Source organism: Kitasatospora sp. NPDC042419, assembly GCF_056437345.1.
This window is the reverse complement of the sequence record NZ_JBWKAW010000030.1, coordinates 24,303-39,533: the sequence shown is the minus strand read 5'-3', so window position 1 is coordinate 39,533 and position 15,231 is coordinate 24,303. Positions and strand designations below refer to the sequence as shown.

General features: G+C 73.0%; 13 protein-coding genes and 1 tRNA gene. 8 read left to right on the top strand and 6 right to left on the bottom strand.

Annotation, left to right across the window (positions count from 1 at the left end):
• The first annotated feature begins 3 nt into the window (after positions 1-3).
• From AC067J_RS36015 to AC067J_RS35990, 6 genes are all read left to right on the top strand, one after another.
• Positions 4-1,407 carry a PP2C family protein-serine/threonine phosphatase gene (locus tag AC067J_RS36015; RefSeq protein WP_478306540.1) on the top strand — a complete coding sequence of 468 codons (1,404 nt, stop codon included), beginning with the start codon at positions 4-6 and terminating at the stop codon, positions 1,405-1,407.
• A 203-nt stretch (positions 1,408-1,610) separates the two neighbouring features.
• Positions 1,611-2,969: a vWA domain-containing protein gene (locus AC067J_RS36010; protein ID WP_478306538.1), complete on the top strand. Its 1,359-nt coding sequence runs from the start codon at positions 1,611-1,613 to the stop codon at positions 2,967-2,969.
• Between the two features lie 73 nt (positions 2,970-3,042).
• A complete protein-coding gene (locus AC067J_RS36005) occupies positions 3,043-4,335 on the top strand; it encodes an FHA domain-containing protein (RefSeq protein ID WP_478306537.1) in 1,293 nt (430 codons plus the stop codon).
• Between the two features lie 155 nt (positions 4,336-4,490).
• Complete coding sequence (locus AC067J_RS36000; RefSeq protein ID WP_478306535.1) at positions 4,491-5,408, top strand: ABC transporter ATP-binding protein; 918 nt, start codon at positions 4,491-4,493, stop codon at positions 5,406-5,408.
• Complete coding sequence (locus AC067J_RS35995; RefSeq protein WP_478306533.1) at positions 5,405-6,580, top strand: ABC transporter permease; 1,176 nt, start codon at positions 5,405-5,407, stop codon at positions 6,578-6,580. Before AC067J_RS36000 ends, AC067J_RS35995 begins: the two co-directional genes overlap by 4 nt.
• A gap of 97 nt (positions 6,581-6,677) precedes the next feature.
• Positions 6,678-7,082: a globin gene (locus AC067J_RS35990; RefSeq protein WP_478306531.1), complete on the top strand. Its 405-nt coding sequence runs from the start codon at positions 6,678-6,680 to the stop codon at positions 7,080-7,082.
• A gap of 72 nt (positions 7,083-7,154) precedes the next feature.
• Here AC067J_RS35990 and AC067J_RS35985 read toward each other — a convergent pair whose 3' ends face one another.
• From AC067J_RS35985 to AC067J_RS35965, 5 genes are all read right to left on the bottom strand, one after another.
• Positions 7,155-7,850: a DUF8010 domain-containing protein gene (locus AC067J_RS35985; protein WP_478306529.1), complete on the bottom strand. Its 696-nt coding sequence runs from the start codon at positions 7,848-7,850 to the stop codon at positions 7,155-7,157.
• 56 nt (positions 7,851-7,906) lie between these two features.
• On the bottom strand, positions 7,907-8,350 hold the full coding sequence (locus AC067J_RS35980; RefSeq protein ID WP_478306527.1) for an acyl-CoA thioesterase: 444 nt from the start codon (positions 8,348-8,350) through the stop codon (positions 7,907-7,909).
• Between the two features lie 107 nt (positions 8,351-8,457).
• Positions 8,458-10,122 carry an energy-dependent translational throttle protein EttA gene (gene ettA / locus AC067J_RS35975; protein WP_327681382.1) on the bottom strand — a complete coding sequence of 555 codons (1,665 nt, stop codon included), beginning with the start codon at positions 10,120-10,122 and terminating at the stop codon, positions 8,458-8,460.
• 237 nt (positions 10,123-10,359) lie between these two features.
• Positions 10,360-11,868, bottom strand: a complete 1,509-nt coding sequence (locus AC067J_RS35970) for a Cys-Gln thioester bond-forming surface protein (RefSeq protein WP_478306525.1) — start codon at positions 11,866-11,868, stop codon at positions 10,360-10,362.
• A 361-nt stretch (positions 11,869-12,229) separates the two neighbouring features.
• On the bottom strand, positions 12,230-12,763 hold the full coding sequence (locus tag AC067J_RS35965; protein WP_478306524.1) for a single-stranded DNA-binding protein: 534 nt from the start codon (positions 12,761-12,763) through the stop codon (positions 12,230-12,232).
• Between the two features lie 646 nt (positions 12,764-13,409).
• Between AC067J_RS35965 and AC067J_RS35960 the strand changes: the two genes are divergently transcribed.
• Positions 13,410-13,482, top strand: a tRNA-Arg gene (locus AC067J_RS35960).
• Positions 13,483-13,780: 298 nt separating this feature from the next.
• Here AC067J_RS35960 and AC067J_RS35955 read toward each other — a convergent pair.
• Positions 13,781-14,494: a TetR/AcrR family transcriptional regulator gene (locus AC067J_RS35955; protein ID WP_478306522.1), complete on the bottom strand. Its 714-nt coding sequence runs from the start codon at positions 14,492-14,494 to the stop codon at positions 13,781-13,783.
• A gap of 119 nt (positions 14,495-14,613) precedes the next feature.
• On the opposite strand from AC067J_RS35955, the gene AC067J_RS35950 reads away from it, so the two are divergent.
• Positions 14,614-15,189, top strand: a complete 576-nt coding sequence (locus tag AC067J_RS35950; protein WP_478306520.1) for a GNAT family N-acetyltransferase — start codon at positions 14,614-14,616, stop codon at positions 15,187-15,189.
• Positions 15,190-15,231 lie beyond the last annotated feature (42 nt).

Sequence of the window (15,231 nt, the reverse complement as noted above, 5' to 3'; positions counted from 1 at the left end):
CAGATGCCGCAGCAGACCGTGTGCCAGAGCTGTGCCGAGCCGATGGACCCGGAGGACGTCTTCTGCGGCTCCTGCGGGTCGAGCCGGGACGGCCGGCCCGCCCCCGGCGCGATGCCGCCCAGCTGGTCGGCCGCCCGGGGCGGTGACGGGGACCACCCGCCGACCCTGCCCGACGCGCCCGCCGTCCCGGCGCAGGGGGGGCAGGGAGGTCAGGGAGCGCAGGGCGTCCAGGGAGCGCAGGCTGCGCACGGCGGCCCGGCCTGCGTGCACTGCGGGCTCCAGCAGGTCGCCGGCGACGGCTACTGCGAGGCCTGCGGCGGCGCCCAGCCGCGCCCGCGCGACCACATGGAGAAGGCCCTCGGCGGCGTCGCCGGGGTCAGCGACCGGGGCGTCCGGCACCACCGCAACGAGGACTCCTTCACCGTCGCCGCCACCTCGCTGCCCGGCGGCGAACCCGTCGTGGTGGCCGTGGTCTGCGACGGCGTCTCCTCCTCCGACCGGCCGGACCAGGCCTCCGAGACCGCCGTCGACGCCGCCTCCGAGTCGCTGCTCAGCTCGCTGGAGGCCGGCCGCGAGCCGACCGCGGCCATGCGCCGGGCGATCGCCGACGCGGCCGCCGCCGTGGCCGGCCTGGCCACCGACGGCACCAGGCCGCCCAGGCCCGACCTCAACGCGCCCGCCTGCACCTACGTCAGCGCGATCGCGGCCGGCGGCCGGGTCACCATCGGCTGGGTCGGCGACACCCGCGCGTACTGGATCCCGGACGACCGGGTCTCGGCCGAGCCGTTCCGGCTCACCCAGGACGACTCCTGGGCCGCCCGGATGGTCGAGGCCGGGCTGATGGGCGAGGCCGAGGCCTACGCGGACCCGCGCGCCCACGCCATCACCGGCTGGCTCGGCGCCGACGCCGAGGAGGTCGTCCCGCATACCCTCGACTTCACCCCGCACGTCCCCGGTGTGCTGCTGATCTGCACCGACGGGCTCTGGAACTACGCCGAGGCCGCCACCGACCTCGCCTACTTCGTCCGCCCGGACGCCCGCACCGAGCCGCTGGCGGCCGCCCAGACCCTGGTGAAGTTCGCCATCGCGGCCGGCGGGCACGACAACATCACCGTCGCGGTGCTGCCGATCGACCCGCCGCCGGCCCCGGCGGCCGGGGCGCCGGACGCCGAGGACGGCCGCACCGCGACCGCGCTGGACCTGCCGGTGATCACCGCGGCCGGGTCCGTGCCGGCCGGCGCCGACGAGGACGAGGACTACGACCCGACCCTGCCGGACATCCCGGTGATCGGCTCCGCCGCCGCGCCCCTGCCGCCGGCCCCGCCGCTCCCCCCGCAGCCGCCGGCCGTCCCGCCGCGCCCGGCCCAGCCGCCGGCGCAGACCCCGGCACAGCCGCCGGCCCGCTGAAGCCGGGCGGCCGGGAGGCCGCGCACCACCGGGCCGGCGGACGAGCGGACGGCCGCCCGTCGGCCCGCCCCGCACGGCACCGCACCGCCCCGTGACCCTCCGGCCGCACCACCCCGCCGCCCGCACCACGGCGGCCCGCACCACCACTGCCCACCCCACCGACCGCTCGCACCATCCGACCATCCGACGGGAGCCACCGGCCCATGGCAACACTGGCTAAGCCGAACCTGCCCAGGTTCGATGTGGAGATCTTCCAGAACGAGTTCCTCGCGGACGGCGCCCGGGAGGTGAACGCCATCGTCACGGTCACCGCGACCGGTGGCGGCACCTCGGGCGGACGCCCGCTCGGCCTCACCGACGCCGGACCGGGCGGCGCCGACGCGCAGTCCGCCGCCGTGGTGATCCTGGTGGACTGCTCCGGTTCGATGGACTACCCGGCCAGCAAGCTGCGCGGCGCCCGCGAAGCCACCGCCGCCGCCATCGACACCGTCCGCGACGGCGTCGCCTTCGCCGTGGTCGCCGGCACCCACGAGGCCCGCGACGTCTTCCCCGGCGACGGCACCCTCGCCATCGCCTCGGACACCACCCGGGCGCAGGCCAAGGACTCGCTGCGCCGGCTCACCGCGGCCGGCGGCACCGCCATGGGCACCTGGCTGGCCAAGGCCGACCAGCTCTTCCTGACCCGCCGCGACATCGCCATCCGGCACGCCATCCTGCTCACCGACGGCAACAACGAGCACGAGAACGCCGCCGACCTGGAGCGCGCCATCGAGCGGGTCAGCGGCCACTTCACCGCCGACTGCCGGGGCGTCGGCACCGACTGGCGGGTCGACGAGCTGCGCAGGATCTCCTCCGCGCTGCTCGGCACCGTCGACATCGTCGCCGAGCCCTCCGGCCTCGCCGAGGACTTCCGCTCGATGATGACCGGCGCGATGGGCAAGCAGGTCGCCGACGTCGCGCTGCGGATCTGGACGCCGGCCAACGCGGTGGTCAGGTTCGTCAAGCAGGTCGCCCCCTCGGTCGAGGACCTCACCGACCGCCGGGCCGAGGCCGGGCCGCGGGCCGGCGACTACCCGACCGGCTCGTGGGGGGACGAGAGCCGCGACTACCACGTCTGCGTCGAGGTCCCGGCCGCCTCCGTCGGCAACGAGATGCTCGCCGCCCGGATCAGCCTGGTCCTGCCGCCGTCGGTCTCCGGGGGGACTCCCGAGGTGCTGTCGCAGGGCCTGGTCAGGGCGTTCTGGACCGACGACCTCGCCTCGTCGACCCGGATCAGCCCGCAGGTCGCCCACTACACCGGGCAGGCCGAACTGGCCTCGTCCATCCAGGAGGGGCTGGAGGCGCACCGCGCCGGGGACGTCGACCGGGCCACCGCCAAGCTCGGCGCCGCCGTCCGGATCGCCCACGCGACCGGCAACGAGGGCACCTTCAAGCTGCTGCAGAAGGTGGTGGACGTGGTGGACCCGAAGGAGGGTACCGTTCGGTTCCGTAAGAACGTGAGCGAGGCCGACTCGATGACCCTTGAGACCCGGTCGACCAAGACCGTCCGTGTGAAGAAGTGACCGCCGAAGAGCCGACCGGGCCGCGACCCGGCCGGACACTGCCCCGGCTTGCTTGGAATTGAGGGGGGACCTGATGCCGATCTGCCCGAGGGGCCACGAGTCGCAGGCCGAGGACTGGTGCGACTTCTGCGGCTTTCCGATGACGCCGCCGCAGCCGGTACCGCCGCCGCCCGGCACGCTCCCCGGCGCGCCCGCGGGCCCGGGGGCGCACGGCGTCCACGGTGCGCCCGGAGCGCCGTACGGCGGTCCGGCGCACCCGGGGGCCGCCCCGCCCGGCGCGGTGCCGCCCCCGCCGCCGAACCCGCAGGGCTTCCCGGACCTCACCGAGGGACTCGCGGTCTGCCCGATCTGCCGCAGTCCGCAGACCGGCCGGTTCTGCGAGGAGTGCGGGTACGACTACGACCTCTCGGCCCCCCAGCGCCCCCAGCAGCCCTTCGGCGTCCCCGCCCAGGCGCCGCCCGCGCCCGCGCCGCTGAACATCCCGGCGGCGTACGGCGGCGCCCCGCAGCCCCCCGCGGCCCCGCAGCCGCCGGCCGCCCCGCCGCAGCCCGGCCCGCCCTCGGGCTACGGCTACCCGCCGCCCGCCCGCGGACCGGAGGGGCCCGCCCCCGTCCACGCCGGCCCGCCCTACCAGGAGGCCCCGTACCAGGAGGCTCCCTACCAGGAGGCGGCCGGGTACCAGGAAGCCCCCTACCGGGAGGCGGCCCCGTACCAGGAAGCGCCGTACCAGGAGCCCGCGTACCAGGAGACGGCTCCCTACCAGGAGGCGCCGTACCAGGAAGCCCCCTACCAGGAGGCCCCGCACCCGGCCGCCCCGCCGCGCGAGGACTCCGGGCCGGTGTACGCCCAGCCCGGCCCGACCCGGCGCGGCGACGAGTTCGGCACCTCGTTCAACCTCGCCCCGCCGATGCCCCCGCGGGCCCAGCCGGCCCAGGCGCCGGCGCCCGAGCCGGTCCGGAGCACCTGGTTCGCGGTGGTCGCGGCCGACCGCGAGTACTTCACCGAGATGATGGCCCGCAGCGGCCCCGAGGCGGCCGGCCTGTTCTTCCCGCCATACTGCCCCGAGCGCCGGATCCCGCTGACCGGGCGCGGCCAGCTGCGGATCGGCCGGCGCAGCCAGCACCGCGGCACCGTACCGGAGATCGACCTCTCGGTCCCGCCGGAGGACCCGGGCGCCTCGCACCAGCACGCCCTGCTCGCCGAACAGGCGGACGGCAGCTGGGTGCTGGTCGACCAGGACTCCACCAACGGCACCACCGTGAACGGCGGCGGCGAGCCGATCGCCCCGCACACCGCGATCCCGCTGAACGACGGCGACCGGGTCCACGTCGGCGCCTGGACCACCATCACCCTGCACCGCGCCTGAGCCGCCGGCCCGGGCAGGAGGGCCACCGGACCGCCCCGGCTGATCGGACGTCACCGTCCCTTCGGCCGGGGCGGTTTGCATCGTTGTAAAAATGATCATCAAATCGTCCGCAGAGCCCTGCCCAAGACTCCCCGGCGCCCGTACGCTCACTGCTCATGACTGCTGCTATATCCGCCGACGGAATCCGTCAGCGGTACGGGGACGTGCAGGCCGTCGACGGGGTGTCGCTCACCGTCGAGGCCGGCGAATTCTATGGAATCCTGGGCCCGAACGGCGCCGGGAAGACCACCACGATGGAGATCCTGGAGGGGATCCGCAAGCCCGACGAAGGGCGGGTCGAGCTGCTCGGGCTGGCGCCCTGGCCGCGCAATCCCAAGCTGCTGCCGCGCATCGGCGTGCAGTTCCAGGCCTCGGCCTTCTTCAACAAGCTGACGGCCCGCGAGACCATCCGCACCTTCGGCTCCTTCTACGGCGTCGGCCCCAAGCGCGCCGACGCGATGCTGGAGCGGGTCGGCCTGACCGAGTCGGCCGGCGTGATGACCGACAAGATGTCCGGCGGCCAGGCGCAGCGCCTCTCGATCGCCTGCGCCCTGGTCCACGGCCCGGAACTGGTCTTCCTCGACGAGCCCACCACCGGCCTCGACCCGCAGGCCCGCCGCAACCTCTGGGACCTGCTGCGGGACATCAACGCCGAGGGCCGCACCGTCGTCCTGACCACCCACTACCTGGACGAGGCCGAGGTGCTCTGCGACCGCGTCTCGGTGATGGACCGCGGCAAGGTCCTCCGCACCGGCGCCCCGGCCATCCTGGTCCGCGAGATCGACGACAGCGTCCGGATCAGCGTGGAGTCCGGCCAGCTGGCCGTGGACACCGCGCGCGAGCTGTTCACCGCCGCCGGGGCGGAGATCACCTCGCTGGAGGACGACGGCATCACGTTCTCCCTGTCCACCCGGCTCCCGGCCCCGGTGCTCGCCGTGCTGGCCGAGCGCAACGCGCTGCGCGGCCTCGAAGTCCGCGGCGCCACCCTGGAGGACGTCTTCCTCCAGCTCACCGGACGGGAGTACCGCGCATGACCGCCGAACGCACCGAGCCCGCCGCCGTCCCGGGCCAGCGGTCCACCGCCCCCGCGGGCGCGCCCGCAGGACCGGGCGGGGCGGACGATCCGGCCGGGCGCGAGCGGGTCTCCGCCTTCGCGAGCCTCTCCCGGGTGATGGTGGTCGCGTTCCTCCGCGACCGCACCGCGCTGTTCTTCGTGATGCTCTTCCCGCTGATGTTCCTGCTGCTGTTCGGCACCCTGCTCAAGGGCGCCTCCAGCCCGCACGCCAAGGTGGAGCAGGTCGGCGCGGTCAAGGTCCTGGACGCGGTGCAGGGCGAGGGCCGGGCCGGGCTGGAGCAGGTCCTGACCATCACCCGCGGCGACGACGAGGCCGCCGCGCTGGAGAAGGTCCGCAAGGGCGACCTGGACGCGATGATCAAGGAAGGCCCGGACGGCAAGGTCGTGGTGCGCTACAGCGCCGCCGACCAGGTCCGCGCCGGATCGGTCCAGGGCATCGTCAACTCCGTGGTCCAGCAGGCCAACCAGGCCGCCTCCGGCAAGCCGCCGGCGTTCACCATGGAGGCGAGCCGGGTCGAGGACGAGGCGCTGAAGCCGATCCAGTTCCTCACCCCCGGCCTGCTCGGCTGGGCGGTGGCCACCGGCGCGGTCTTCAGCGCCTCGCTGACCCTGGTCGGCTGGCGGCAGAAGAAGGTGCTGCGGCGGCTCCGGCTGGCCCCGGTGAGCGCCGGCTCGATCGTGGCCTCCCGGATCGCCGTGTCGGTGCTGACGGCGCTGGCCCAGACCGCGATCTTCCTGGTCGTCGCCACCACGCCGTTCTTCGGGCTCCAGCTCACCGGCAACTGGTGGCTGGTCATCCCGCTGGTGGTCTGCGCGACCGTCGCCTTCATGTCGATCGGCCTGCTGGCCGGTTCGATCGCGAAGACCGAGGAGGCCGCCAACGGCCTCTCGCAGATCATCGTGCTGCCGATGTCGTTCCTGTCCGGCTCGTTCTTCCCGACCGACGACATGCCGGGCTGGCTGAAGGCGATCTCCGAGGCGCTGCCGCTCAAGCACCTGGTCACCGCCGCCCAGTCGGTGCTCTCCCGGGGCGGCGGCGTGACGGACGCGCTGCCGGCCATGGGCGGCCTGCTGGCCTTCGCCGCCGTGTTCACCGCCATCTCCTGGAAGCTCTTCCGCTGGGAGGACTGATCCCACGCAGCCTCCGCAGCCCGCGGGGTCGTACACCTCCGGTCCTGGTCCCCAGGTCCCGGTGTACGGCCCCGCCGTCGTCTGCGACCATGGTCGGGTGAAAGAGATCCGGCGTGGCACGCTCAGCGAGGAGACGTTCTTCGAGCAGGTCGGCGGCGAACCGACCTTCCGGCGGCTGGTCCACCGGTTCTACCAGGGCGTCGCCGAGGACGAGTTGCTGCGGCCGATGTACCCCGAGGAGGACCTCGGCCCGGCCGAGGAGCGGTTCACGCTGTTCCTGATGCAGTACTGGGGCGGCCCGCGCACCTACAGCGAGCAGCGCGGCCACCCGCGGCTGCGGATGCGCCACGTGCCGTTCCGGGTGGACCGCGCGGCGCACGACGCCTGGCTCAAGCACATGCGGGTGGCCGTCGACGAACTGGCCCTGCCCGCCGACGCGGAGCGCCAGCTCTGGGACTACCTCACCTACGCCGCCGCCTCGATGATCAACACCGAGGGCTGACCCGGCAGGTGCCCGCCCGCCGACGCCTGACGCTCCGCGGCGCCACGCGTCGGCGCTCCGCGGCGCCGGGCGTCAGCGGACGGGGCTGAGCCCCAGCCCCGCGCCGGGCGCGGCCGCCGTACGGACCGCCACCGACCCGGCCGGGGCGCTCAGCCTCAGCCAGCTGCCGGCCCGGTGCACGGTGAGCCGGGCGGCCGGGGTGAGGAAACCGATCACGTAGGCCGCGTGCGCGGCGCGCAGCGGCAGTTCGGGCAGAGCCGCGACCGGGCGCGACCAGATCTCGTCGGCCAGCGCGTCCAGGACGGCACGGGTCCGGTGATGGGCCGGAACGGCCTCGCTGCGCTCCCGGAACTCCCGCACCGCGGCCATCAGTTCCGGATACACCCGGGCCACCGGGGGTTCGCCGACCGGCCGCCAGCCGGTGCGCGGCGGCAGCAGACCGGCCCAGGCCGGGCCGGTGACCGGGCCGGGCAGGGTGACCGTGTTGGCCTCCCCGTCGACGCCGTCCAGGAGCTGCCCGGCCGAGACGGTCAGGTCGATCGGCCCGCCGAGTCCGGCCAGCCGCGCGGTCCGCACCGCCAGCGCGCCCGAGCCGCCCAGCGGCAGCCGCCCGAAGACGGCCAGCACGCCGCCGTCCCCAGCGGGCCGCGGCACCCCCTGCAACCGGACCGCCGCCGCCCGGTCGAAGCGCAGCAGGCGGACCAGGAAGGCGGCCAGGTCGGCGGCCTCCCCGGTGTCGGCGAGGACGAGGGGGGCGGTACTGATCAACGCTTCAGCTCACATCCGGTAGCGGGGCGGGGGTCCTGCGGGTCCGACGGGCCCGCTCAGACCGCCGCGACGGCCGGCTCCTCGTCCATGAAACGCTCCAGGAAGCCCCGCTCGACCGGGCTTATCCGGCGCGGCCGGCCCTCGGCCAGGTCGTAGGGGACGACCACGGTCGACGCCCGGACGTACACCGTCTCGGTGCCGTCCTCGGCGGTGTCCTTGATCTCGTAGGAGACCGTCAGGGAGGCGACGCCGATCCTGGTCACCCAGGTCTCGACGGTGACCGGCTCGGGCCGGTGCACCAGCGGGCGCTTGTAGTCGATCTCGTGGCGGGCCACCACCGAACCGCCCGCGAACTCCCCCGCGCCGGCCTCGGCGGCCTGGGTGAACATGAAGTCGATCCGGGCCTCCTCCAGGTAGCGCAGGAAGACCACGTTGTTGACGTGCCCGAAGGCGTCCATGTCGGACCAGCGCAGCGGGCAGGCGTAGATGTGGCGTGCCACGGGTTCTCCTCGACGTCCGGTGACCCGCCGGGCGTCGGTGCCGGTGGGCCGCGGCCCGGCAGGCCGCCCAGAGGGCGAGTCTGCCGGGCCGTGGTGACGGTTGGGTGTCAGCCTCGGGTCAGCTTCTTGTAGGTGGCCCGGTGCGGACGGGCCGCGTCGGCGCCCAGCCGCTCGATCTTGTTCTTCTCGTACGACTCGAAGTTGCCCTCGAACCAGAACCACTTGCTCTCGCCCTCGTAGGCGAGGATGTGGGTGGCGACCCGGTCCAGGAACCAGCGGTCGTGGGAGATGACCACGGCGCAGCCGGGGAACTCCAGCAGCGCGTTCTCCAGCGAGGAGAGGGTCTCGACGTCGAGGTCGTTGGTCGGCTCGTCGAGGAGCAGCAGGTTGCCGCCCTGCTTCAGGGTGAGCGCCAGGTTGAGGCGGTTGCGCTCACCGCCGGAGAGCACGCCGGCCGGCTTCTGCTGGTCCGGGCCCTTGAAGCCGAACGCCGAGACGTAGGCGCGCGACGGCATCTCGACCTGGCCGACGTTGATCCAGTCCAGGCCGTCGGAGACGACCTCCCAGAGCGTCTTCTTCGGGTCGATGTTGGCGCGGCTCTGGTCGACGTAGCTGATCTTGACCGTCTCGCCGACCTTGACCGAGCCGCTGTCCGGGGTCTCCATGTCCTGGAGCATCTTGAACAGGGTGGTCTTGCCGGCGCCGTTCGGGCCGATGATGCCGACGATGCCGTTGCGCGGCAGGGTGAAGCTGAGGTCGTCGATCAGGACCTTCTCACCGAAGGCCTTGTTGAGGTTCTCGACCTCGATGACGACGCTGCCCAGACGCGGGCCCGGCGGGATCTGGATCTCCTCGAAGTCCAGCTTCCGCATCTTGTCGGCCTCGGCGGCCATCTCCTCGTAGCGGGCCAGACGCGCCTTGGACTTCGCCTGGCGGCCCTTGGCGTTGGAGCGGACCCACTCCAGCTCCTCCTTGAGCCGCTTGGCGCGCTTGGCGTCCTTCTGGCCCTCGACCTTGAGCCGCGACTGCTTCGACTCCAGGTAGGTGGAGTAGTTGCCCTCGTAGCCGATGGCGCGGCCGCGGTCGAGCTCCAGGATCCAGCCGGCCACGTTGTCCAGGAAGTACCGGTCGTGGGTGACGGCGACGACGGTGCCCGCGTACTTGGCCAGGTGCTGCTCCAGCCAGTTCACCGACTCGGCGTCCAGGTGGTTGGTGGGCTCGTCGAGGAGCAGCAGGTCGGGCGCCTCCAGCAGCAGCTTGCAGAGCGCCACGCGGCGCTTCTCGCCACCGGAGAGCTTGGTGACCGCCCAGTCGCCGGGCGGGCAGCCCAGCGCGTCCATGGCCTGCTCCAGCTGGGCCTCCAGGTCCCACGCGTTGGCGTGGTCCAGCTCCTCCTGGAGCTTGCCCATCTCGTCGAGCAGGGCGTCCGAGTAGTCGGTGGCCATCAGCTCGGCGATCTCGTTGAAGCGGTCGAGCTTCCCCTTGATCTCCTTGACGCCGTCCTCGACGTTCTCCAGGACGGTCTTGGTCTCGTCGAGCGGCGGCTCCTGGAGCAGCATGCCGACGGTGTAACCGGGCGAGATGAAGGCGTCGCCGTTGGAGGGCTGCTCCAGGCCGGCCATCATCTTCAGCACGGTGGACTTGCCCGCGCCGTTGGGGCCCACGACGCCGATCTTCGCCCCGGGGAGGAAGCTGAGCGTCACGTCGTCAAGGATGACCTTGTCTCCGTGCGCCTTGCGCACCTTGCGCATCGTGTAGATGTATTCCGCCACGTGAGATCGCTCCGGCGTCGTCGGGAGTATTCGGCTTGCAGCCTTCCATTGTGCCGCACCCGGCCGGGAGCCCAGAACCGCCCGTCGTGCCCCGGTGGGGTATCCGGACAGGCCCGCCGGGCGCGAACTCCCCGGCGGCCTCCGGACGCGGAACGGCCCGGCCCCCCGCACACGCGGTGCGGGGGGCCGGGCCGTTCTCAGTGCCTCGGCGCCTCAGCGGACGCCTCGGTCGCTGCCTCAGGCGGCGGTGCCACCGTGGCGGCCGCGACGGCGCAGCAGGAAGACCGCGGCACCGCCGGCCACGACCAGACCGCCGGCGACGGCGGCGATGACCGGGGTGGCGTCGTTACCGCCGGTCGCGGCCAGGCCACCGGTGGTGCCGGGGGCCGAGCTGGTGGCCGCCGGGGCCGGGTGGGCTGCCGTGGTGCTGGCGGACGCCGACGGGGTGGCGGTGGCGGTCGGGGTGGCCGACGCGGTGGCGGTCGGGGCCGGGGTGGTCGGCGCCGGGGTCGACGGCTTGGCCGTCGGGGTGCCGGTCGGGGTGGCGCTCGGGCTCGGGGTGACGCCGCTGGCCGTCTTGCAGTCCAGGATGCCCTTGAAGTTCTTGGTGAAGCCGTTCGGGCCGGTCACCGTGATGTCGTAGGCGGTGTCCTCGGCGACCGGGACGACGACGGTCTCGATCTTGCCCGGCTGGACGGTGAGGTCCTTGCCCGGCTTCACCGAGACGGTGGCCGCCTCGTCGCCGCCGTTGGCGACGGAGACCTTGACGCCGTTGGCGACGCACTCGACCACGGCGGTGCTGTCGACCAGCGGGCCCTTGGCGGCCTTCCAGGTCGCCTTGGTGGCGTCCTTGACGCTGAGCTTGGTGGAGCCCGCCAGGATCATGGTCTGGCTGTGCTTCTCCGGGGTGTAGCCCTTGCTGAGGAAGACGCGGCCGCTGGGCACGACCGTCTCCGCGGCGGCGTTGATGGTGGCCGTGCCGTCCGGGGTGCCGGCCGGGACGTCCAGCCACAGCTGGGTGTCCTTGGCGATCGGACCGGCCAGGTCGGAGACCGGCTTGTTGTCCTTGTCGACCAGCTTGACCTTGTCGGCGGCGTCGCCGGCGAGGGCGAACTTCACCTCGTTGGCGCTGGAGTTGACGGTGAACGGGCCGAGCTTGGCGCCCGGCTTGCCCGACACCGAGTCCGGGGTGAGGCTCAGCGACGGCTTGGGCTCGGCGGCGATGCCCTTGTTCTTCTCGCTGACCAGGTAGTCGCGGAGCTGCTTGGCCTCGGCGTCGACCGGGATCGCGTTCTTGCCGTCGGAGAACTTCCAGATCGCGGCCTGGGTGCCGGCCGCGGCGTCCTCCTTGGTGAGCTCGCCCTTGACGCCCGCGTCGGTGGCCAGCTTCTTGAGGTCCGTCACCTGCGGGTAGGAGTTCTCCAGGATCCAGCGGATCTTGGAGGCGTCCTGGGCCTTCTCCGGGCGGCCGAGCGAGCTCGACTTCCAGTCGGACTCCCGGTACTCGATGGCCTTGGTGATGTCGACCGGGTGGTCGATGTCGATGCAGTACGTCTTGATCTCGCCGTCGGCCGTCTTGAGGGTGAACAGCCCGCCCTGGATCGAGTGGCTCCCCTCGATGGCGATCTCCTCGCTCATCAGGGTCGGCTGGACCACTGCCGTGACACCGCCGCCCGGCGCGTCGGCCGCAGCCGCCGCACCGGCCGCGAACAGGCCCCCGCCCAGCGCGGCGCTGGTCGTGAGCATGACAGTGGTTATGCGCGGAAGACTCCGCCCCTGCCTCTTGAACATCTTGGGATCCCTCCGGGGCCGGGCCTTGCCGATGGGCAGCCCGCCTTGCTTGCCGCGCCCCCTGTGGCGCTGCTTCACGATGTGAACCAGACGAATCCTATTGAGCCCCAGAGGCCCGGAAACCCCCATGCGAAATTAGGACGATACCGTATCTGTATCGTTATCAACGCTCCCAGTATCCACACAAGCTGACGATCTGCCAGAAAACGAGGATCTTTCCGTTAACCGGAACGGGATTGCGCACGCGGGCTCAACGGCCTTCTCGATCAACATATTTGTCGACAGTCCAGGCGTCCGCCCATCGCCCCCGGACCCGCTAGCCGTCACCTCCGATCCCCTCGCCCGACACCTCCCCGACGCCCGCCGCCTCCGCGGCCGAGGCCTTCCGCACCCTCAGGGCGTCCACGATCCACCCGGGGATCACCTCGCCGTCACCCCCTCCGGGGCGCTCCCCCGCCGCCCCGGCACCGCCCGCCGGCTCGTCCCGGACACCCGACGCCCACGTGAAGACCGCCGTGCCACGGCTCAGATCGTGCCCGACCGACCGGGCGTCGATCTCGACCCTGCTGCGCCGGCCCTCCCCCTCCGTCCACTCACGCACCCTCAGCCGCCCGCTCACCACCACCGGGTCCCCCTTCGTCAGCGAGTCGACCACGTGGCCCGCCAGCGTCCGCCAGGCCGTCACCGTCACCCACTGCGTCTCGCCGTCCACCCAGCCCTCCCTGGTCCGGTCGTACCGCCGCTCGGTCGACGCCAGTCGGAAGTTCGCGACCGGCACCCCGCCGGCCGTCCGGGTACAGGTCACCTCGGTGGCGACATTCCCGATCACCGTCACGAGGGTCTCGTTCACAGCCACGCTCCGTCCTCTCGGTTGCACCGTACGGAATCGACCGGTGCGCGTTGAGAGTGCGCTTCTCCGGAAATCCGCACCAGGGGGGATCGGAAATCCTGTGGACAACTCGGGCCTGTGGAAAACCACCGTCACTCGCAGGGGTGAATTTCGGCCTTTGTGCGACCATCCGACCCTGGATCTGCGGGTCCATGACAACAAACGCCCCGGCCACGGCCCCGCCCGGCACGCCACCACGGCTCCCCCGTCGACCGTCCGCGCACGTCATCCGACCGGACGAACCCGAATACGGCCCCCCACCCGCACCGGGACCGGCCTCGACGACGGCGCTTTCTCCGTGCCGAATCCATAACGGGTGGGGAGACAGCCCCGTAACGAGTGCACAACGTCCGGCGCGGAACACCGCCAGACCGCTGCACTCACGGCCTTCACCTGCGATTATCGGACCGCTCCACCGAGGCCGACACACCAACGGCGGTGTCGTTACACCCGGCCGAGGATCTGGACACCCTTATCCTGTCCCCGACAGGGCAAGGGCCCGCCTACCCCCACACCCCACCCTCAGGTACGGGGACGGACAGCGGACGCCACGCGCCCACCGTCCGGTCCCGGCAACGGTCACGCCCATCAGGGCGCCGTCCGTCCCGCCCCCATAGCTCAGCGGATAGAGCACCCGCCTTCTAAGCGGTAGGTCGCAGGTTCGAATCCTGCTGGGGGCGCAACACCGTTTTCCCCGCAGGCCACACACGCGGTGGACCTGTCATCACGCCCCCCGCCGCGGTGAATGCCGGGCACCCACCGCGCATAACCCGTGACCATCCGTGTCATGACCGCGCACAAAAGCGCGGCGAAAAGGGACCACCGCAAACCGGGCCCGGCGGAATGCCCGTTTTCGAACCTTCCGCCGCCCGGCGGTCCGACCCGGCCGACCGACCCGGCGGTCCGACCCGGCCGACCGACCGTCCGCCCCCGCCGGCCACTCCCGCACCCGCACCCGCCGGCCGTCCCGGCCGGCGCTCAGCCCCCGGCGCCCACGGCACCCGCGGGCGCGCCGGCCGCACCCGGCACACCGCCCGGACCGGCCGCCCCGCCCACCGCACGGTCCACCCCCGCCCCCGCCACGGCCACCAGCCCCGCCAGGTAGGCGTCCAGCAGTTCCACCTGCCGCTCCGGCGGGAACTCCCCCGGAGCGAACAGCGACTGCACCACCAGCCCCAGCGTGAAGGCCTGCGCCCCGGCCGCGAGCTGCGCCGCCGGCACGTCCGCCGACAGCTCCCCGCGCCGCTGCGCGGCCTCGACGTGCTCGGCCAGCGCCTCACGGGCCCGCCCGTACCGCGCCGCGTGCGCGCCGGCCAGGTCCGGATCGGCCAGTGCGACGTCCCAGGAGCAGACCCAGATCCGGTTGCCCGCCGTCGCGGCCTCGTCCAGCGGCAGGATGTCGAGCAGTGCCGCCCGCAGCCGGACCAGCCCCTCGGGCGGCGGCGGACTGCCGTCGGTCGGCGCGGTGCGCCTCGGCCGCGCGCCCGAGCGCCGCTCCAGGACGTCCAGCGCGTGCGCGACCAGGGCCTTCTTGCTCGGGAAGTAGTGCGTCAGCAGCCCGGTGCTGGCCCCCATCTCGGCGGCCACCGCACGCAGCGTCAGCCCCTCGAAGCCCCGCGTGGACAGAACCCGCCACACCGCCTGCGAGACCTCGGTACGGCGGGCTTCATGATCTCCACGGGCCGGCGTCATGGGGCTATCTTACGTACCAAACGTTTGTTATGTATGGACCGGTACGAACACCGACACGAACGACCAGCACCGCCCACGTCCGCACCACGCCCGCACCACGCGCCGCGAAAGGCCCGCCCATGTTCGCCATCCCCCTCGCCGAGAACGCCGTGCTCCGCCCGCTGGAGCCCTGGCAGGCCCCCGAGTACCTGGCCCACATCGAGCGCGGCCGCGCCCACATCGACCGGTGGATCGGCTGGGCGGCCCTCGCCACCGACCTCGAATCGGCCCGCACCGTCCTGCAGCGCTACGCCGACCGGCAGGCCGCCGACTCCGCCCGGCTCTTCGGGATCTGGCTGGACGGCACGCTGGTCGGCGGCGTGATGTTCGTGCAGTGGGACTCCAAGACCGGCACCTGCGAGATCGGTGTCTGGACCGAGCCCGCCGCCGAGGGGCGGGGGCTGATCGGCACCGCCGTGCGGCTCCTGATCGACTACGCCTTCACCACCCGGGGCATGCACCGGATCGAGTGGCACAACCGGCCCGACAACCTCCGCAGCCGGGCGGTCGCCCAGCGGCTGGGCTTCACGCTGGAGGGCGTCATGCGGGAGAGCTACCTGCACCAGGGCGTCCACCACGACGGCGAGGTCTGGTCGCTGCTCACCCACGAGTGGAAGCCCGGAGCCGGCGCGGCCGGGGCACCCGCGGCGTCCTGACCGCGACCGCGGCGTCCTGACCCGCACCCGCCGCACCCGGGG

Coding starts and splice junctions, on each gene's coding strand:
- AC067J_RS35950 (WP_478306520.1), top strand. CDS start 14,614: ATGTTCGCCATCCCCCTCGCCGAGAACGCCGTGCTCCGCCCGCTGGAG.
- AC067J_RS35970 (WP_478306525.1), bottom strand. CDS start 11,868: ATGCTCACGACCAGCGCCGCGCTGGGCGGGGGCCTGTTCGCGGCCGGT.
- AC067J_RS36015 (WP_478306540.1), top strand. CDS start 4: ATGCCGCAGCAGACCGTGTGCCAGAGCTGTGCCGAGCCGATGGACCCG.
- AC067J_RS35955 (WP_478306522.1), bottom strand. CDS start 14,494: ATGACGCCGGCCCGTGGAGATCATGAAGCCCGCCGTACCGAGGTCTCG.
- AC067J_RS36005 (WP_478306537.1), top strand. CDS start 3,043: ATGCCGATCTGCCCGAGGGGCCACGAGTCGCAGGCCGAGGACTGGTGC.
- AC067J_RS35995 (WP_478306533.1), top strand. CDS start 5,405: ATGACCGCCGAACGCACCGAGCCCGCCGCCGTCCCGGGCCAGCGGTCC.
- AC067J_RS36010 (WP_478306538.1), top strand. CDS start 1,611: ATGGCAACACTGGCTAAGCCGAACCTGCCCAGGTTCGATGTGGAGATC.
- AC067J_RS36000 (WP_478306535.1), top strand. CDS start 4,491: ATGACTGCTGCTATATCCGCCGACGGAATCCGTCAGCGGTACGGGGAC.